This is a genomic window from Paenirhodobacter hankyongi, from assembly GCF_003664585.1.
In the GTDB taxonomy this organism is placed as follows: domain Bacteria; phylum Pseudomonadota; class Alphaproteobacteria; order Rhodobacterales; family Rhodobacteraceae; genus Rhodobacter; species Rhodobacter hankyongi.
In genome coordinates this window covers 1-14633 of the sequence record NZ_RCHI01000030.1, presented here as the reverse complement: position 1 = coordinate 14633, position 14633 = coordinate 1, and the positions used below count along the sequence as shown (strand labels likewise).

Sequence of the window (14633 nt, the reverse complement as noted above, 5' to 3'; positions counted from 1 at the left end):
GGCAGCGCCAGCGCGGTGTCGAGCGCGGCGCGGGCGATGACCAGGCTGCCGGCGCAGATCAGCGCCGCGAGCAGCAGGTCGGAGACGTGCAGGCGGGTCTTGCCCATGTGGTCCTCCATCGGTGATCCCGCGATCGGCCCGGGGGGGGGGGTGTCAGCGGCGGGTGATGGGTGAGTTATGCACGAATGCACAAATCTGGTCAATGCAATTTTGCATATTGTGGTGCAAGATTGCGCGCACGGCGGCATTCCGTAGAATCACAGCTGTCCGGTAGCAGGTGTCGCGCTCAGCGAAGGGGGAAGGAAATGCTATCTTGCAGCACACATGGAAAAGCCCGCGCGAGGCGGGCTTCACTCTCATGTTGAGGCAGGCTTCATCCAGGCTCGGGTGCAACGCGCTCCTTCTGGAATGCGATCAGGAGGCGTAGAACTTCACGACCTTCTCGATTTCATCTGCATACTTATAGATATCGCTGGGGCCATCCACGCGAACCTTGGTCTCGTTCTTCTCAGCGTCGAAAATGCCGATGTTCTTCGTCGTTGCCGAGTTGAAATAGAGGCGACAAATTGGCTTTCGATTGTTGTCATCCATCAGAATGGCGCAGTAGCTCTTGGCGTCACGCATGACGACGCGGTCGATCGGCGCAAGTCGCGCGGCAATCGCCCGGACGATCATAAACCCCTCACGCTCTTCATCGGTCGTTTCGATATCAGCATCGGGTGCCGTTTCTGCTTGGACTTGCGCGGCCTGAGGAGGGGGATCTCCACGCAAGGTGATGCTCAGCTTATCTTGGATGCGGTCTCTGATGATTTCGTCCAAGGCAGCTTGAATGGCCGGTGTGATCTGCTCGAGAACGGCCTTGGTGATGGAACCCTCATGGATTTGCCTGCCGATAAAACGGGCAAAATCCTCATCCGGAGTGTCGAGCTGTTGCTTCAAGAAGGTCGCGGCTTTTCGTGTGTACTTCAGATTTGAGGCCGCTTCGATGATCGACTCGATTGCGAAACTGCTTTTCTGGAAGCGTGCGAGTTCCTGAACCTGCCCTTTGTCGTGGTTTTGGAAATCGAACGTGAAGAAGGGTTTCTTGTCCATCTTGTTCGGTTCGTCAGTGTCAGAAAAGAACCATGCTTCTTTCCCGTTCGTGAGGACGGCAAGGCGCGCTTCCGTGACATGGAAGTAGCGGAAGAGCTGGCTGAACTGCACATCCCCAAGCTTGACCCCGATGGACTTGGCCTCCACGAGCATGGCGATTTTGCCGTCAATCTTGACAGCGAAATCTACCTTCTCACCCTTCTTGAGGCCAACGTCCGCAACGAACTCCGGGACAACTTCCTCAAGGTTGAAGACGTCAAAACCGAGAGACTGAATGAAAGGCAAAATAACTGCGGTTTTTGTCGCTTCTTCGGTCAGCGCTTGGCGCTCAGCCATCTTGGAGCGCGTCGACAAGGTCTCAATAAGTTCTTCAAATTCAGCCACTTTCCACCTCGCGTAGTCTATGCTTTTTTCCCGACCCAAATCACCTTACCAACGACAACCACATCTGAAACATGCCACTCGACAGCCGGATACTCCTCTCGGTTGTCAGAGATGATCATGATCTTGCCCGGGCCGGTGCCTCTGCTGATGCGCTTCACCAGGAGTGCGTTATCAAAGTTCAGCACGAAGAGCCCATCATAGCCGAGGCTGCGCTTGCTCGTATCGATCATGACGACGTCGTCGTCCCGAAGTGTCGGCTCCATGCTATTGCCCTTCACGCCGATAACGGCGAGGTCGGCGGGGCGAGCCTTTGTAATGCGCGACAAGTATCCCTGTGGAAAGGCTAGACGGTCCACAACCGTCTCTTCATCAACGATGATGCCGGGGCCCGCACTCGCAGATACGTTGTAAACGTTCACTAGGTCGACACGGTGTCTTGCGCCGATTTCCTGGCTGGGTTGGTCGAGGTCGTTGCTTTCCCCTCTCGGGGCGAATGGCGCAAAGGGGATCCCGGTGGTGTCTTGGATCTTTTGAAGCGTCGAGATCGAGATCTCGCTGCTATGCTCCGGGTTGTTGAGGGGCCTTGTCAGAGTTGTCGAGCTCAGTTTCGCGCGTAGCGCCAAGGCGCTAGCTGAAAGTGAGGTTTCGGACAGCACGTGCCGAACATATCTATTTTGCCACGGATCAGACATGGGGCAACCCTAGCGTAGGCATGTTTGCACAGTCACCATGCAAGATTGCATTGACTTAGTTCATGCAAGATTGCATCACGGTGCACATGATGACCGTCAGCACCATATCTTCTCACCCAGACAACATTCCCGAGATGGAGGCAGCCCTCAGCGAACGGGGCATTTCTGTTGCGGAAATGTGCCGACGCGCATCGGTTGCCGAGACGACATGGGGCCGATGGAAGCGAAAAGAGGTCAGCCCGACCTTCAAGACATGGGATGCCGTTGGCAAAGCTTTTAGGGCACTTATCGATGTGCCGGGGCGCGGTCCCGCATGATCCCCGTCGCCGCTCCCTCTGCAAATTCCTCTTTTCCATGCTCCGACCCTCGCACGGGCGGTGGCGCACGTCACGGAATCCCGGTTTCTGCGGCGGTCACGGCCCGCGGCGCTTGCCGCCGGGCGCATCAGCCTTCTGCGGAGGTGGCCCATGTCTGACCGGGTGATGATCAACCAGTTCATGCACGCGCTGGTGTCGCGCGCGGGCGGGGTCGAGAATGCGGCGCGTTTTGTCGATGCGCGCCTCGGCATCCCGCTGGACAGCTCGGGGTTCTCGACGCGCAAGGGCACGTTCTCGAAGCGGCTGGCGGGGCATCTGGACTGGCCGCTGGTCGAGATCATGGCGCTCGAAGATGCGGTCGGCGATCCGGTCGTGCGGCGCTGGCTGGCGCGCAGCCTGCCCGAAACTACCGAGGCGATCGACCTGATGCGGTGCGTGTCGGAGACGGCGCGCGAGGTGGGCGAGGCGGTCGGTGCGGTTGCCGATCTCGCCTCGGGGCGGGGCGACCGGGCGCGGGCGCGCAAGGAAGTGCACGAGGCCCGCGGCGCGATCGACCGCCTCGCCGCCGCCGTTGACGGAGAGGAAGCATGAGCGCGTTCGGTCTCTCGGCTGACGTGTGGCCGGGCAGGCGGTGGCCTGCAATGAGCCGCCTCTCGGATTTCCCGCCGGCCTGCGACCCTGTCCACGGGCGCCGCACGGCAGGCCGGCCAACTGGCGCGGCGGGCCGGTCCCGCCGCGCCCCTTTGGGGCTTTGCGTGCAGGAGGGGCGGCCATGACGGCGAAGACGATCCGGGGGCTTTCCGGCGGAGAGCGGTTCCTGATCACCTGTGATGCGTGCTGTGCGGAAATCGCGTTTGATGTGCGCAAGCCGCTCGGAACGATCGCCCGGCGCACCGAGTACACCTCTGGTCGCGCCTTCGAGCGAGCGGCGCGGTCCAAGGGGTGGACCTGTGCCCGGGTGAATGGCCAGGGGCAGGACCTCTGTCCGAGATGCACGCGGCGCCAGCGTGGCGCCGATGAACCCAAACCAAAGCCGATCGAGGAGAAGACGATGGTCCAGAAGACCGAGGCAAAGCAGGCGCTGCGGCAGCCGTCGCAGGAACAGCGCGGCGACATCATCGAGATGCTGGTGCTGACCTATGACCGCAAGGCGAAGCGCTACAAGGGGGCGGATACCGACAAGACGGTTTCCGAGGCCGTGGGCGCCTGGTGCCTGCCGGGCTGGGTGGCCGAGATCCGGGAGGCGAACTTTGGCCCAGCGGGCGGCAACGAGGAGATCGAGGCGATCCGGGCTGAGATCGCCGCGGTGCAGGCGGACTGCGCCGAGCGGGTGGCGGGGCTGGGCAAGCGGCTCGATGCGGTCTGCGCGGCGATCGGGCCGCGGGCGGCGCGGATCTAGGGCGGGGCGCGGGCACTCTGCGCAGGAGGTGACGACATGATCGATCCGGCAAGGCCGCGGCTCGTGCAGATGGACGAGATCGAGGAATATCCGATCGGCCGCGACGAGCGGCTCGACGCGCATTCCTTCGTGAAGTGGTGGCATCACCGCTGGTTGTCCTCGCGCACCTTCCGCCTGGCGTCCTGGGAGACGCAGGGGATGGCGCGGGCGCTGTTCGACATGTCGCAGACGGAAAGCCCGATCGGCACCTTGCCCGATGACGACGACGAGTTGGCGGTGATGCTGCGGGTCGAGCGGCGGCGGATTGGCGAGCTGCGGCGGTCCGAGCTCGGGCCGTTCCGTGGCTGGCGCCGGTGCCGCTGCGGCGACGAGGTGCGGCTGATGCACCCGGTCGTTCTCGAGCAGGTGCGCGATGCCCTCGACCGGCGCGAGGCGCGCGAGATGTCGCGCGAGGCGGCGGCGGTGCGCAAGCGGCGCGAGCGGCTGCGCGACGGGTTGGGCAAGCTCGGGCTGTCGGACGCCATTCTGGGCAGCGACCTGCTGATCGAGCGCATGGACGAGTGGATGCTTGCCAATGTGCGCGGCCGGCGCGACGGGCAGTCCTATGGCGCGGCGCTGCTGCATGCGCGGCGCGAGAGATGGCTCTAGGCGGGGATGTGACTGTCCCGTGAGTGTCACGCGTGACGGTTTGTGACTGTCACGGACAGTCCGGGACAGTCACGCCTGTCGTGTGACAGTTCTGCCTAGAGAAGAAGAGATAAGAAAAGACAAGAAAAGACAGACGCGGCCGTGACGGCCGGGCAACGGCGCCTGTGGATAACTTCGGCAATGCGATGAGAAGGGAACAGGTGGAATGGACAGTGCAGAACAGGCAGCCGGCGAGAAGCGGGTGCGGGAATTGCTGATCGAGCCGCTCGAGCGGCGGGGGCTGGCGCGGCCGAGCAGCCTGACGCGGGCGCAATACGAGGAGATGTGCCGCGACCTCTGCGCGCGGCTCGCCTACATGACGGGGCTGAACCTCGAGGCGCTGGCCGAGCAGGTGGCGGCGAACCCGGCGGGCAAGGACCGCGACCGGCTGCCGATCGCGAACCAGATCCTCAACTGGGCCGGGCAGATCCAGCCGCCGCGGGAAGACGGCTCGCCGCTGATCCGGGCGGTGTTCGCGGCCGATCTCGGGCGGCGGGCGCTGGCCGAGGGCTGGGCGCCCGAACTGCTGCGGCACCTGCGCGAGACGCGGCTGTGGCCGGGCAGCTTTGCCGTCGAGCAGGTGCGCGAGCGGGGGCGCGAGGCTGACCGGCGCATGCGGATGGTGCGCGAGGCGCAGGCCGCGGGGCGCTTCGTGTCGGAAGTCGATCGGCAGTTCCTGGAGCGGCGCGGCGCGGCGGTGGTGCGCTGCGAGGCGATTGCCGAGATGGTGCGGGCCGGGGGTGCGGCATGAGCGCGATGGCGGAGGCGGTGCGGCCTGCGGGCGTGTCGGCGCAGGACTGGGCGCGGCTGAGCGCGGCGCAGCGGCTGGCGGCGGCCGAGCTGCTGGCGGTGCGGCCGGCCGAGATCTCGGTGACGCGCTGGCTGACGATGGGCGAGGCTGGACGGCGGGCGGCGCTGCTGCAGGCGGCGACGGCGCCCGAGGTCTGCGGCCCCGAGATCCCGGTGGCGCCGGCGCGCGGGGCGTGCCGGGTGTTCACCGTGCGCCAGATCCGGCCGGGCACGCGCAACACGATCGAGGATGCGGGCTATCAGGGCCCGGGCGAGGCGCAGCCGCGCCGGGCGGTGCGGGCGGCCGATGTCTTCGACCGGATGGAGGCGCGGGCGCAGGCGGCGCAGAAGCCCGCGCCCTTCACGCCCGGGCAGATCGCCATTGCGCGGCTCTATCGGACGCTGGTCGAGCGGCACGAGGCCGGGGCGATCAAGCTCTCGAGCCTCGAGGGCCGGACGGGCGGTTCGGGCCGGGGCGTCGACGTGACCGACCTGCGGCTTGAGGAGGCGCGCAAGATCGCGCTCTTGCGCCGGCGGATCGGTGACGGGGCGGCGATGGTGGTGCGCCGCGTGCGGCCGAGTGCGCGCGGGGCAGGGGCCTCGATCATCCTCGACCGCCGTCTTGTGGATGCGGTCTGCCTCGAGGATCTGGACCCGAGCGCGGTGCTGGTGGCGCATGGTTGGACGGCAAAGGGGGAGCATCGGGAGCGCCTGCGGAACGCCCTCATGGCGGCTCTGGACCGCATGCAGGGCTATCCCTGAGAAAGGGGATTGACGCTTAAGTCCGTCGGCGGCATATCTCTTCCTATGATCTACACGAGCGCCCGGCGGGACCCACCCGACCGGGCGTTCCTGTTTCGCGAGGTGGAGATGGCCGAGATTGCTCTGGACGTCTCGGGCTTCGTCGCTGCGCTGAAGGTGATGGCCGAGCGGGATCTCCGCATCGCCGCGACCTGGGCCCTGAACGACACGGCAGACGAAGTCAAAGACCACATCCGCGACCGGATGACGGTGGTGTTCGACCGGCCGACGACGTTCACCGAGAACGCCTTCTACGTGAAGAAGGCGCGGGTCGACGATCTGACGGCAGCCGTGATGGAACGCCCGACGCGGGCCTCGCGCGACTATCTGAAGGTCGAGGAAGCGGGCGGGCCGCGCCGGCCGACCGGGTTCGAGGGGCAGATGCAGCGGGCGCTGGCCTATGACGGGCTGATCTCGGCGGTGATCCCGGCGGACGAGGCGCGGCTCGATGCCTATGGCAACTGGTCGACGGGCGAGCGCAATCAGGTGATGTCGGCGCTGAAGATCCAGCGCGACTATGCCGCGAACGCCACCGCGCGCTCGACCCTGCGCGGGCGCAAGCGCAAGCGCTCGACCTACTTCGTGCCGCAGTCGGGGCTTTACCCGGGGATCTACCGCAAGGACGCCTCGGGCAATATCGGCATCGTCGCCATCCTCACGGACAAGGTGCCGAGATACGCGCCGCGGCTCGACTTCCACGAGGAGGCGATGGCGGTCTTCGAGGCGCGGCTGCAAGGCCATCTGTCGAGGACGCTGAGCCAGATGTTCTACAAGAGGCTTCGCTAGGCCGAAGGGCCCGGCCGCCGCCGCCCGGGTCCTTCCCGGGCACCCTCGTCGCACGGGTAATTCGCGCCCTGTTTCATTTTGCCGAGCAATTCCAATCGCCTGTTGGTGTTGGGGTTGTTGTTGTTATTGCTGAGGATCACCGATGAACACCATCACGCTCGACGACGGGAGCGTGCTCGGTCTTGCGCGCTATCCGTTGCCGGATGGGGTGGAGGATGACGGCACGCCGCTCAACCGGGTTCAGCTCGCGCGCGCCTTCGGCGTGTCCGAGAACACGATCACCAAGTGGGTGAGCCTCGGCATGCCGGTGCTCTCGGGCGGGCAGAACGGCGTCTCCTACGAGTTCTCGCTGCGCCAGTGCTATGCCTGGCGGCAGCACCGCGAGGACAGGCTGCAGGCGACGAAGGCGCGGGGCGATCAGCTGGCGGCGCAGGCGGCGCTTGCCTTCCGCAACCTCGACGACGACCAGGCGGAGGAAGAGGCGGCGCTGACGGCCGACGATCTGCGCAAGTGGTCCGAGGCCGAGTATCACCGCAACCGCGTCGCTGAACAGCGCGGCGATCTGGTGCGGGCCGACCGGATGCGCGCGGCGCTCGACGACATCTTCGTCACCTTCGGTTCGGCGATGGAGACGCTGCCCGACTTCGCCGAGATGGAGTTCTCGATCTCGCCCGACCAGGTCGAGAAGCTGAAGAACCGCTGCGACCAGACCCGCGACGAGGTGCGCCAGAAGATCGAGGCGCTGTTCTCGCGGCCGGGCGCGGTGATCGCGCTCGGCACGCGGCAAGGGGAGCTTCCGGTCTGATGGTCGAGATGGTCGATCGCGGCATCGGGGTGCTCTCGCGGATCCCGCCCTTGCCACCCTTCGTGACGCCAGAGGAGATGATCGCCGACGCGCTGCCGCTGCTCGATCCGCCGAGCCGGATCAGCGTGACCGAGGCGGCCGAGCGGGCGCTGCGGGTGCCGGTTGCGGGCAAGTGGGAGGATTACAGCCGCGCGGTCACGCCCTACATGGTCGAGCCGCAGGACATGACGCAGTCGCGCCGGTTCAAGGCGGTGATCTTCACCGGGCCGGCGCAGAGCGGCAAGAGCCAGATGCTGCTGTCGGTGGCCGCCCATGCGGTGACCTGCGCGCCGGGGCCGGTGCAGCTGATCCACATGACGAAGACCGATGCCGACGCCTGGGTTGAGGAGAAGCTCGACCCGGCGGTCGAGAACAGCCCGCGGCTCCTCGAGCGGCTCGGCCGGGCGCGCGACGACAGCACCTTCAGCCGCAAGCGCTTCCGCGGCGTGCGCCTCGGGATCGGCTATCCGGTCGCGAACCAGCTGTCCTCGCGCTCGCAGCGCATGGTGCTGCTGACCGATTACGACCACATGCCGCAACGCCTCGGGCCGAAGGACGCGCCCGAGAACACGCCCTTCGGCATGGCGATGATGCGCATCCGCACATTCATGAGCCGCGGCTGCGTCGTCGTCGAGAGCACGCCGGCCTTCCCGGTCGATGACACGAAGCCCGCGCCGGTCGCGGCACTCGAGCCGCACCGGATGCCCGAGGTGACGGGCGGCATCGTCAAGCTCTACAACCAGGGCACGCGCGGGCGCTGGTACTGGGAATGCCCGGACTGCGCGGAAATCTTCGAGCCGACCTTCGAGCGGCTCGACTATCCCGAGGAGCTCGACCCCGGCGAGGCCGGGACGCGGGCGCAGATGGTCTGCCCGCACTGCGGCTGCACGATCAGCCACCGCCAGAAGGTGGAGCTGAACCGCCGTGCGATGCAGGGGCGCGGTGGCTGGCTGCACGAGGCGCGGAGCTTCGACGCGGATGGCCGGCGCCGCCTCGTGCGCATCGATGACCCCGAGCTGCGCCACACGGCCTATGCGAGCTATGCGCTGAACGGCGTCGCGGCGGCCTTCGTGAACTGGTCCGAGCTCGTGCAGCGCTACGAGAGCGCGCGGCGCGCCTTCGCGATCTCGGGCGACGATATCGACCTGGCCGGCGTGTTCTATACCGACCTCGGCATGCCCTATCGGCGGCCGAGGACGGAAGACGAGACCGCGCTGACGGTGGATGTGCTGCGCGCCCGGGCGCGGCCGCTCGACAAGGGCATCGCGCCGGGATGGGCGCGGTTCGTGGTGACCTGCGTCGACGTGCAGGGCAACCGCTTCGAGGTCTCGGTCGTGGCCTTCGGCGAGGATGGCGAGCGGATCATCATCGACCGCTTCGCGATCCACCAGCCGCCGGACGCGGCGCCGCGGGCGACGGGCGATGACGGCAAGTATCGCGCGGTCGATCCGGGGCGCTATGCCGAGGACGCCGAGGTTCTGGCCGAGCTGCCAGACCGGGTCTATCCGGTCGAGGGGCAGGACTGGGGGCTGAAGCCGGTGGCCGTCGTGATCGACTTCAACGGCCCCGCCGGATGGTCGGACAATGCCGAGAAGTTCTGGCGCAAGCGGGCACGGGCCGGGCAGGGCGGGCGCTTCTATCTGTCGATCGGGCGGCCCGGCTTCCGGCAGGCCGACCGGGTCTGGCACGAGGCGCCAGAGCGGGCCTCGGGCGGGCGCAAGGCGCGCGGCATCCGGCTTTTGAACATGGCGGTCGACCGGCTCAAGGACTCGGTCCTGGCGGCGCTTGAGCGCGACGGCACCCGGATCAACGCCCAGCATGTCGCCGCCTGGATGGAGACCGAGCACCTGGCCGAACTTCTGGCCGAGCAGCGCGGCGAGAAGGGCTGGGAGAAGAAGCCCGGGGTGCAGCGCAACGAGACGCTCGACCATTCGGTGCAGGCGCTCGCGCTCGCCGAGCATCTGGGCCTTGCCCGGGTGAACTGGGAGGCGCCGCCCGGCTGGTGCGTGGCGGGGCTCATGAACACGAATGCGGTGCCGCTCGCGCGGCCGAACGACGCCGGCAGCGCGCGGGCCATCCCCGGGACGGGGGCCCTGCCGCAATCCATCAACTTCCTGCGGAGACGGTAGGACCCATGGCTTTCACACAGGAGGACGCCGACCGGCTGCGGGCGGCGATCGCGAAGGGCGTGTCGCACGCCCGGGTCAATGGCGAGGAACTGACCTTCCGCTCGCTTGCCGACATGAAGGAGACGCTGCGGCTGATCGAGGCCGACCTTTCCGGCACCGGCGCGCCGCCCGGGTTCTCGGTGGGCTATGCCCGCACGACGCGGGGGCTGTGATGAACATCCTCGACCGGACGATCGGCTTCTTCGCGCCGCAACTGGCCCTGCAGCGCGTCGCGGCACGGGTGCAGACGGCGAACCTGATGAACTATGACGCCGCCTCGCGCGGGCGGCGCACCTATGACTGGAAGGCGCCGGCGACGGCGGCGGATGCGGCGGCCTTTGGCTCGCGCGCCCGCCTGCGCCAGCTCAGCCGCGACATGATCCGCAACCGCGCCTATGCGACGCGGGCGCGCGACGTGGTGGTGGCGAATGTGGTGGGCGAGGGGATCGTGCCCTCGATCCGCACCGCGGGCGAGAACGGGAAGGCGACGGTCGAGGACCTGCTGCAGCGCCACCTGCTGAGCACCGAGATCGACGCGCTTGGCGAGTATGACCTCCTCGAGATGCAGCAGATCTGCATGTCGACGGTCTTCGCCGATGGCGAGGTGCTCTTGCGGCGGCGCTGGCGGCGCGGGGCCTATGGCCGGCATCTGCCCTTGCCCTATCAGGTCGAGCTGCTGGAAGTCGACTGCCTCGACACCACGGTCACGTCCTGGGGCGAGAACCCGGTGATCGAGGGGGTGGAATACGGCCCGACCGGCGCGATCGAGGCCTATCACCTCTACAACGAGCACCCCGGGGCGGTGCTGACGCGCCGGCCGCTGCAGTCGAGCCGGGTGCACTGGTCGGACGTGATCCACATCCGCCGCTTCGAGCGCGCGGGCCAGCTGCGCGGGGTGCCGTGGCTCGCGCCGGTGATGATGACCCTTGGCGAGATCGCGGATTACCAGGAGGCGCAGATCCTGAAGCAGAAGATCTCGTCGCTGATGGCGGTGATGCTGAAGTGGACGGGCGGGGCGCTGCGGCCGGCCGACAGCGGCGCGGGGCTCGACCAGCTGGCGCCGGGCGCGATCGTCAGCCTGCCCGACGGCGCCGACGCGGTGCCGGTCAATCCGCCCTCGATCGAGGGCTACGACGAGTTCATGACCTGGGGGCTGCGCACGATCGCGGTCGGGCTCGGCATCACCTTCGAGTCGCTGACCGGCAACCTGCGGCAGGTGAACTTCTCGAGCGCGCGCATGGGGCGCAACGAACTCGACCGGCTGGTGCGGATGTGGCAGCGCGGGCTGATGATCATGCAGTTCGGCGCCGGGATGGAACGGTGGTTCCGCGAAGGGCTCGCCCTTGCCGGTCACGCGGGCCTCGACTTCACCATCGACTGGACGCCGCCGCGGCGGATCATGGTCGACCCGACGAAAGAGATCCCGGCGATGGTCGAGGAGATCGACGCGGGGCTTGCAAGCCGCCAGGGCGCGCAGCGCGAGCTCGGCCGCGACCCCGAGCGCATCCGCGCCGAGCGCAAGCAGGACGCCGAGGCGGACAGGACCGCCGGACTTCCCGCGCCGGCGGCACGCGACAGCAATCTCAAACCGGCGGCAGAGGCCCCGAAGAAGGAGGACGACACCGATGCGGACGGGCAATGACCTGATCGTGGGCGGAGAGCTGATCCTGAGCGGCGACGTGCTGCTCGACGACTGGGTCGGCTGGATGTGGGACGAGGACGTGTTCTTCGCGCCGGGCATGGTGCGCCAGGCGCTCGCCACCCTGGGCGAGGGCCGGGTGACGGTGCGCCTCAATTCTCCGGGCGGCCATGTCGATGCCGGCGAGCAGATCCGCGCGATGCTGGCGGCCCACCCGGGCGGTTGCCGGATCGTGGTCGAGGGGATCGCCGCCTCGGCCGCCTCGCTGATCTTCATGGCGGGGGCGGAGCGGCTGATGTCGGCGGGCTCGCACCTGATGATCCACGACCCCTCGGGCGCGATCTGGGGCAACGAGGCCGAGGCGCGCCGTGCGGCCGACCAGCTCGGCCTGACCGCCAACACCTATGCCGCGGTCTATGCGGCGGCCTCGGGCAAATCCGCGGCCGAGTGCCGCGAGATCATGAAGGCCGAGACCTGGTTCGGCCCCGAGGCCGCGATCGCGAACGGCTTTGCCGACGGGATCGCCGCGGAAGGCACTGCCGCCGTCCCCTCCGTTCCGGCTCAGGCCGCGCCGGCCGCGCTGGCGACGGTCCAGACCGCCTACATGAGCGCGCGCCACAAGCTGCAGGCGCGGCTTGCGGCGGCCCCAAAACCTGAGCGGGCCCCGCGGCCCGGTCGCTCCCCCGCCGTCGAGGACGGCACCCAGCACAAGGAACCCGAGATGAGCACCCAGACCCAGACGACCGCCGCGCCGGCGGCCCCCGCCACGCCGCCGCAGACCCCGCCGGCGCCCGCCACCATGGCCGCGCCGGGCGGGGCGGCCGAGGGCATCGCGCAGGAGCGCGCCCGGGTGAAGGCGATCCGCGAGATGGCGGCCCCGCATGTCACCGCCGGCCGGTTCATGCAGGCCGATCTCGACGCACTGATCGACGCCGGCGTGACGGTGGCCGATGCCGGCTCGCGCATCCTCGCGACGATGGCGGCGAACGAGCCCACCGGCCGCAGCGCCACCCCCGCCGCGCGGATCGGGCGCGACGAGACCGAGACCCGGATGGAAGGGATGATCGGCGCGCTGATGGGGCAGGCGGAGGGGCCGGCCACGATGTTCCGCGGCATGCGTCTGCGGCACATGGCGATGGAGCTGGCCGGGCCCGCCCGCGGCTACAATGACATCGACGCGATCAAGCGCGGCATGGCCTCGACCACGATGATGGGCGGCGCCTATGGCGTCAGCGACTTCGCCTATATCACCACCGAGGTGATGAACCGCAATCTGCTGGCGGCCTATCAGCGCCGCGCGGCCTCGTGGCAGCTGGTGACCGGCACGGCGCAGACCGCGACCGACTTCCGCGAACTGCACGCGGTGCGCTTCGGTGGTGACTTCGCGCTGAAGCGGGTGCGCGAGAACGGCGAATACGAGGAGGCGGTCCTGTCGGACGAGGCCGAGGGGCTGAAGGTCGAGCGGCGCGGCCGCATGATCCGGCTGACCTTCGAGGCGGTGGTGAACGACGACATGGGCGCCTTCAGCCGGATCCCGACCGAGTTCGCGATGGCGGCGCGGACCATGGAGAATTCGATGGTCTGGTCGCTCTTCCGCGCGAACGCGAAGCTGAAGTCCGACGGCAAGGCGCTCTTCCATGCCGATCACGGCAACCTCGCGGCCACCGCGGCGGCGATCTCGATCGCCAGCGTCTCTGCCGGGCGCAAGGCGATGTGGGAACAGCGCCCCTTCGGCTCGACCGACAAGGACGACTTCATGCAGGTCGAGCCGGACCGGCTGATCGTGCCGCCCGCGCTCGAGCTGGTGGCGCTGCAGTTCGCGACCGGCACCACGCCGAACGAGGACGGCAAGGTGAACCCGTTCAAGTCGACGCTGACCCCGGGCGTGGTGCCGAACCTCGGCGCGGCTGCGGGCGGCTCGGACACCGCCTGGTATCTTGTCTCGGGCGATCTGCCGCCGATCGCCCATGCCTATCTCGACGGCTATGCCGCGCCGACGGTGCAGACGATCGAGGGGATGAACCCCGATGCCGTGGTGATGAACGCGCGCCACATCTTCGGTGCCGCCGCGGTCGAGCATCGCGGCGCCTGGAAGAATGCCGGCGCCTGAGCCGGACGGATGATGACCTGACGAAAGGGCGGCTTCGGCCGCCCTTCGTCGTTCCTGCCCCCTGATCAGAGAGGATCCGAGATGAAGAACTGGAACAGCCCGGGTGAGCACATCACCCTTCCCGCGCCCGCCGACGTGTCGTCCGGCGCGTTTGTCACGGTCGGCGCGATCCGCGGTGTCGCCCAAGGGGCCGCCGCCGCGGGCGAGGAGGTCGTGCTCGTGCGGCGCGGCGTCTTCGACCTGCCGAAGGTGGCGGCCGAGGCCTGGACCACCGGTGCCAAGGTCTACTGGGATGCGACGGCCAAGCTGATGACCACCATCGACACCGACAACGCGCTGGTCGGCGCGGCCACCGCGCTCGCGGCGGGCGGGTCGGCCACTGGCCGCGTGCTGCTCGATGGCGTGATCCGCTGATGTCGTCGATCTTCGACGGGGTGGCGCATACGCTCAATGCGCTCTTCGGCGACCGGGTGCGCTACACCGCGGCGGGTCGTCCGGCGCGTCTGGTGCAGTCGATGTTCCGCGAGGCGCCGGTCGACGCCGTCGATGACGACGGGCGGGAGGTGATCATCTTCGCCCCGACCTGGCAACTGCGCGGCGGCCTTGTCCCGGAACTCGCCCGCGGCGACCGGATCGAGCCGGGCAACGGTCGGGTCTATGCCGTCACCAACATCCGGCCGAGCGCCTCTCCCGATGTCGAGGCCTTCGTGATCTGCGAACTTGAACGGATCTTCCCGTGAGTGCGCGGGGGAGTTTCCGGGCGATCGCGCGGGCGGCGCTTGCGGCCGATCCGCGGATGTCGGGGTTCACGCTGCTCTCGGCCTGGGCGGGCGGCATCAATGCCGAGCTCTTGCCGGTGATCGGCGTGGTGACGCCGCAGGAGCGGGTGGCGCCGCTGACGCTCAAGCAGGCGCAGCGCACGCTG

At 68.0% G+C, this 14633-nt stretch carries 16 protein-coding genes and 1 pseudogene; 15 read left to right on the top strand and 2 right to left on the bottom strand.

Annotation, left to right across the window (positions count from 1 at the left end):
- Nucleotides 1-414 precede the first annotated feature (414 nt).
- A complete protein-coding gene (locus DYS74_RS18015) occupies nucleotides 415-1476 on the bottom strand; it encodes a type I restriction endonuclease (RefSeq protein ID WP_121535011.1) in 1062 nt (353 codons plus the stop codon).
- 17 nt (nucleotides 1477-1493) lie between these two features.
- Nucleotides 1494-2168 (bottom strand): S24 family peptidase, encoded by a 675-nt coding sequence (locus DYS74_RS18010; RefSeq protein ID WP_121535010.1) that lies wholly within the window; start codon nucleotides 2166-2168, stop codon nucleotides 1494-1496.
- 89 nt (nucleotides 2169-2257) lie between these two features.
- On the opposite strand from DYS74_RS18010, the gene DYS74_RS18535 reads away from it, so the two are divergent.
- The 15 genes and pseudogenes from DYS74_RS18535 to DYS74_RS17940 form a co-directional block, all read left to right on the top strand.
- The gene (locus DYS74_RS18535) at nucleotides 2258-2485 is read left to right on the top strand and encodes a helix-turn-helix domain-containing protein (RefSeq protein WP_147435538.1); all 228 of its coding nucleotides are present in this window, start codon (nucleotides 2258-2260) and stop codon (nucleotides 2483-2485) included.
- A gap of 150 nt (nucleotides 2486-2635) precedes the next feature.
- The gene (locus DYS74_RS18005) at nucleotides 2636-3076 is read left to right on the top strand and encodes a hypothetical protein (RefSeq protein WP_121535009.1); all 441 of its coding nucleotides are present in this window, start codon (nucleotides 2636-2638) and stop codon (nucleotides 3074-3076) included.
- Between the two features lie 181 nt (nucleotides 3077-3257).
- On the top strand, nucleotides 3258-3884 hold the full coding sequence (locus DYS74_RS18000) for a hypothetical protein (RefSeq protein ID WP_121535008.1): 627 nt from the start codon (nucleotides 3258-3260) through the stop codon (nucleotides 3882-3884).
- Between the two features lie 36 nt (nucleotides 3885-3920).
- Nucleotides 3921-4532, top strand: a complete 612-nt coding sequence (locus DYS74_RS17995; RefSeq protein WP_121535007.1) for a hypothetical protein — start codon at nucleotides 3921-3923, stop codon at nucleotides 4530-4532.
- A 205-nt stretch (nucleotides 4533-4737) separates the two neighbouring features.
- Nucleotides 4738-5322: a hypothetical protein gene (locus tag DYS74_RS17990; protein WP_121535006.1), complete on the top strand. Its 585-nt coding sequence runs from the start codon at nucleotides 4738-4740 to the stop codon at nucleotides 5320-5322.
- Entirely contained in the window at nucleotides 5319-6122 is an 804-nt protein-coding gene (locus tag DYS74_RS17985) for a hypothetical protein (RefSeq protein ID WP_147435537.1), read from the top strand. Before DYS74_RS17990 ends, DYS74_RS17985 begins: the two co-directional genes overlap by 4 nt.
- Before the next feature lie 108 nt (nucleotides 6123-6230).
- Nucleotides 6231-6947, top strand: a complete 717-nt coding sequence (locus DYS74_RS17980) for a hypothetical protein (RefSeq protein WP_245965334.1) — start codon at nucleotides 6231-6233, stop codon at nucleotides 6945-6947.
- A 142-nt stretch (nucleotides 6948-7089) separates the two neighbouring features.
- Nucleotides 7090-7752 carry a terminase small subunit gene (locus DYS74_RS17975; protein ID WP_121535004.1) on the top strand — a complete coding sequence of 221 codons (663 nt, stop codon included), beginning with the start codon at nucleotides 7090-7092 and terminating at the stop codon, nucleotides 7750-7752.
- The gene (locus DYS74_RS17970; RefSeq protein ID WP_121535003.1) at nucleotides 7752-9920 is read left to right on the top strand and encodes a phage terminase large subunit family protein; all 2169 of its coding nucleotides are present in this window, start codon (nucleotides 7752-7754) and stop codon (nucleotides 9918-9920) included. Before DYS74_RS17975 ends, DYS74_RS17970 begins: the two co-directional genes overlap by 1 nt.
- Nucleotides 9921-9925: 5 nt before the next feature.
- Complete coding sequence (locus tag DYS74_RS18750; protein ID WP_121535002.1) at nucleotides 9926-10132, top strand: phage head-tail joining protein; 207 nt, start codon at nucleotides 9926-9928, stop codon at nucleotides 10130-10132.
- Nucleotides 10132-11601: a phage portal protein gene (locus DYS74_RS17960; protein WP_121535001.1), complete on the top strand. Its 1470-nt coding sequence runs from the start codon at nucleotides 10132-10134 to the stop codon at nucleotides 11599-11601. The genes DYS74_RS18750 and DYS74_RS17960 overlap by 1 nt, the downstream gene beginning before the upstream one ends.
- A complete protein-coding gene (locus tag DYS74_RS17955; RefSeq protein WP_121535000.1) occupies nucleotides 11585-13708 on the top strand; it encodes a head maturation protease, ClpP-related in 2124 nt (707 codons plus the stop codon). The genes DYS74_RS17960 and DYS74_RS17955 overlap by 17 nt, the downstream gene beginning before the upstream one ends.
- Nucleotides 13709-13789: 81 nt before the next feature.
- Nucleotides 13790-14122, top strand: a complete 333-nt coding sequence (locus tag DYS74_RS17950) for a DUF2190 family protein (protein ID WP_121534999.1) — start codon at nucleotides 13790-13792, stop codon at nucleotides 14120-14122.
- Entirely contained in the window at nucleotides 14122-14448 is a 327-nt protein-coding gene (locus DYS74_RS17945; RefSeq protein WP_121534998.1) for a head-tail joining protein, read from the top strand. The genes DYS74_RS17950 and DYS74_RS17945 overlap by 1 nt, the downstream gene beginning before the upstream one ends.
- Nucleotides 14445-14633 (top strand): annotated as a pseudogene (locus tag DYS74_RS17940) (hypothetical protein); the annotation flags it as partial. The gene DYS74_RS17945 and the pseudogene DYS74_RS17940, both read left to right, overlap by 4 nt.

What these genes read in the sequence shown, in the direction of transcription:
- DYS74_RS18010 (WP_121535010.1), bottom strand. Translation starts at nt 2,168, where the DNA reads ATGTCTGATCCGTGGCAAAATAGATATGTTCGGCACGTGCTGTCCGAA.
- DYS74_RS18535 (WP_147435538.1), top strand. Translation starts at nt 2,258, where the DNA reads ATGACCGTCAGCACCATATCTTCTCACCCAGACAACATTCCCGAGATG.
- DYS74_RS18005 (WP_121535009.1), top strand. Translation starts at nt 2,636, where the DNA reads ATGTCTGACCGGGTGATGATCAACCAGTTCATGCACGCGCTGGTGTCG.
- DYS74_RS18000 (WP_121535008.1), top strand. Translation starts at nt 3,258, where the DNA reads ATGACGGCGAAGACGATCCGGGGGCTTTCCGGCGGAGAGCGGTTCCTG.
- DYS74_RS17995 (WP_121535007.1), top strand. Translation starts at nt 3,921, where the DNA reads ATGATCGATCCGGCAAGGCCGCGGCTCGTGCAGATGGACGAGATCGAG.
- DYS74_RS17990 (WP_121535006.1), top strand. Translation starts at nt 4,738, where the DNA reads ATGGACAGTGCAGAACAGGCAGCCGGCGAGAAGCGGGTGCGGGAATTG.
- DYS74_RS17985 (WP_147435537.1), top strand. Translation starts at nt 5,319, where the DNA reads ATGAGCGCGATGGCGGAGGCGGTGCGGCCTGCGGGCGTGTCGGCGCAG.
- DYS74_RS17980 (WP_245965334.1), top strand. Translation starts at nt 6,231, where the DNA reads ATGGCCGAGATTGCTCTGGACGTCTCGGGCTTCGTCGCTGCGCTGAAG.
- DYS74_RS17975 (WP_121535004.1), top strand. Translation starts at nt 7,090, where the DNA reads ATGAACACCATCACGCTCGACGACGGGAGCGTGCTCGGTCTTGCGCGC.
- DYS74_RS17970 (WP_121535003.1), top strand. Translation starts at nt 7,752, where the DNA reads ATGGTCGAGATGGTCGATCGCGGCATCGGGGTGCTCTCGCGGATCCCG.
- DYS74_RS18750 (WP_121535002.1), top strand. Translation starts at nt 9,926, where the DNA reads ATGGCTTTCACACAGGAGGACGCCGACCGGCTGCGGGCGGCGATCGCG.
- DYS74_RS17960 (WP_121535001.1), top strand. Translation starts at nt 10,132, where the DNA reads ATGAACATCCTCGACCGGACGATCGGCTTCTTCGCGCCGCAACTGGCC.
- DYS74_RS17955 (WP_121535000.1), top strand. Translation starts at nt 11,585, where the DNA reads ATGCGGACGGGCAATGACCTGATCGTGGGCGGAGAGCTGATCCTGAGC.
- DYS74_RS17950 (WP_121534999.1), top strand. Translation starts at nt 13,790, where the DNA reads ATGAAGAACTGGAACAGCCCGGGTGAGCACATCACCCTTCCCGCGCCC.
- DYS74_RS17945 (WP_121534998.1), top strand. Translation starts at nt 14,122, where the DNA reads ATGTCGTCGATCTTCGACGGGGTGGCGCATACGCTCAATGCGCTCTTC.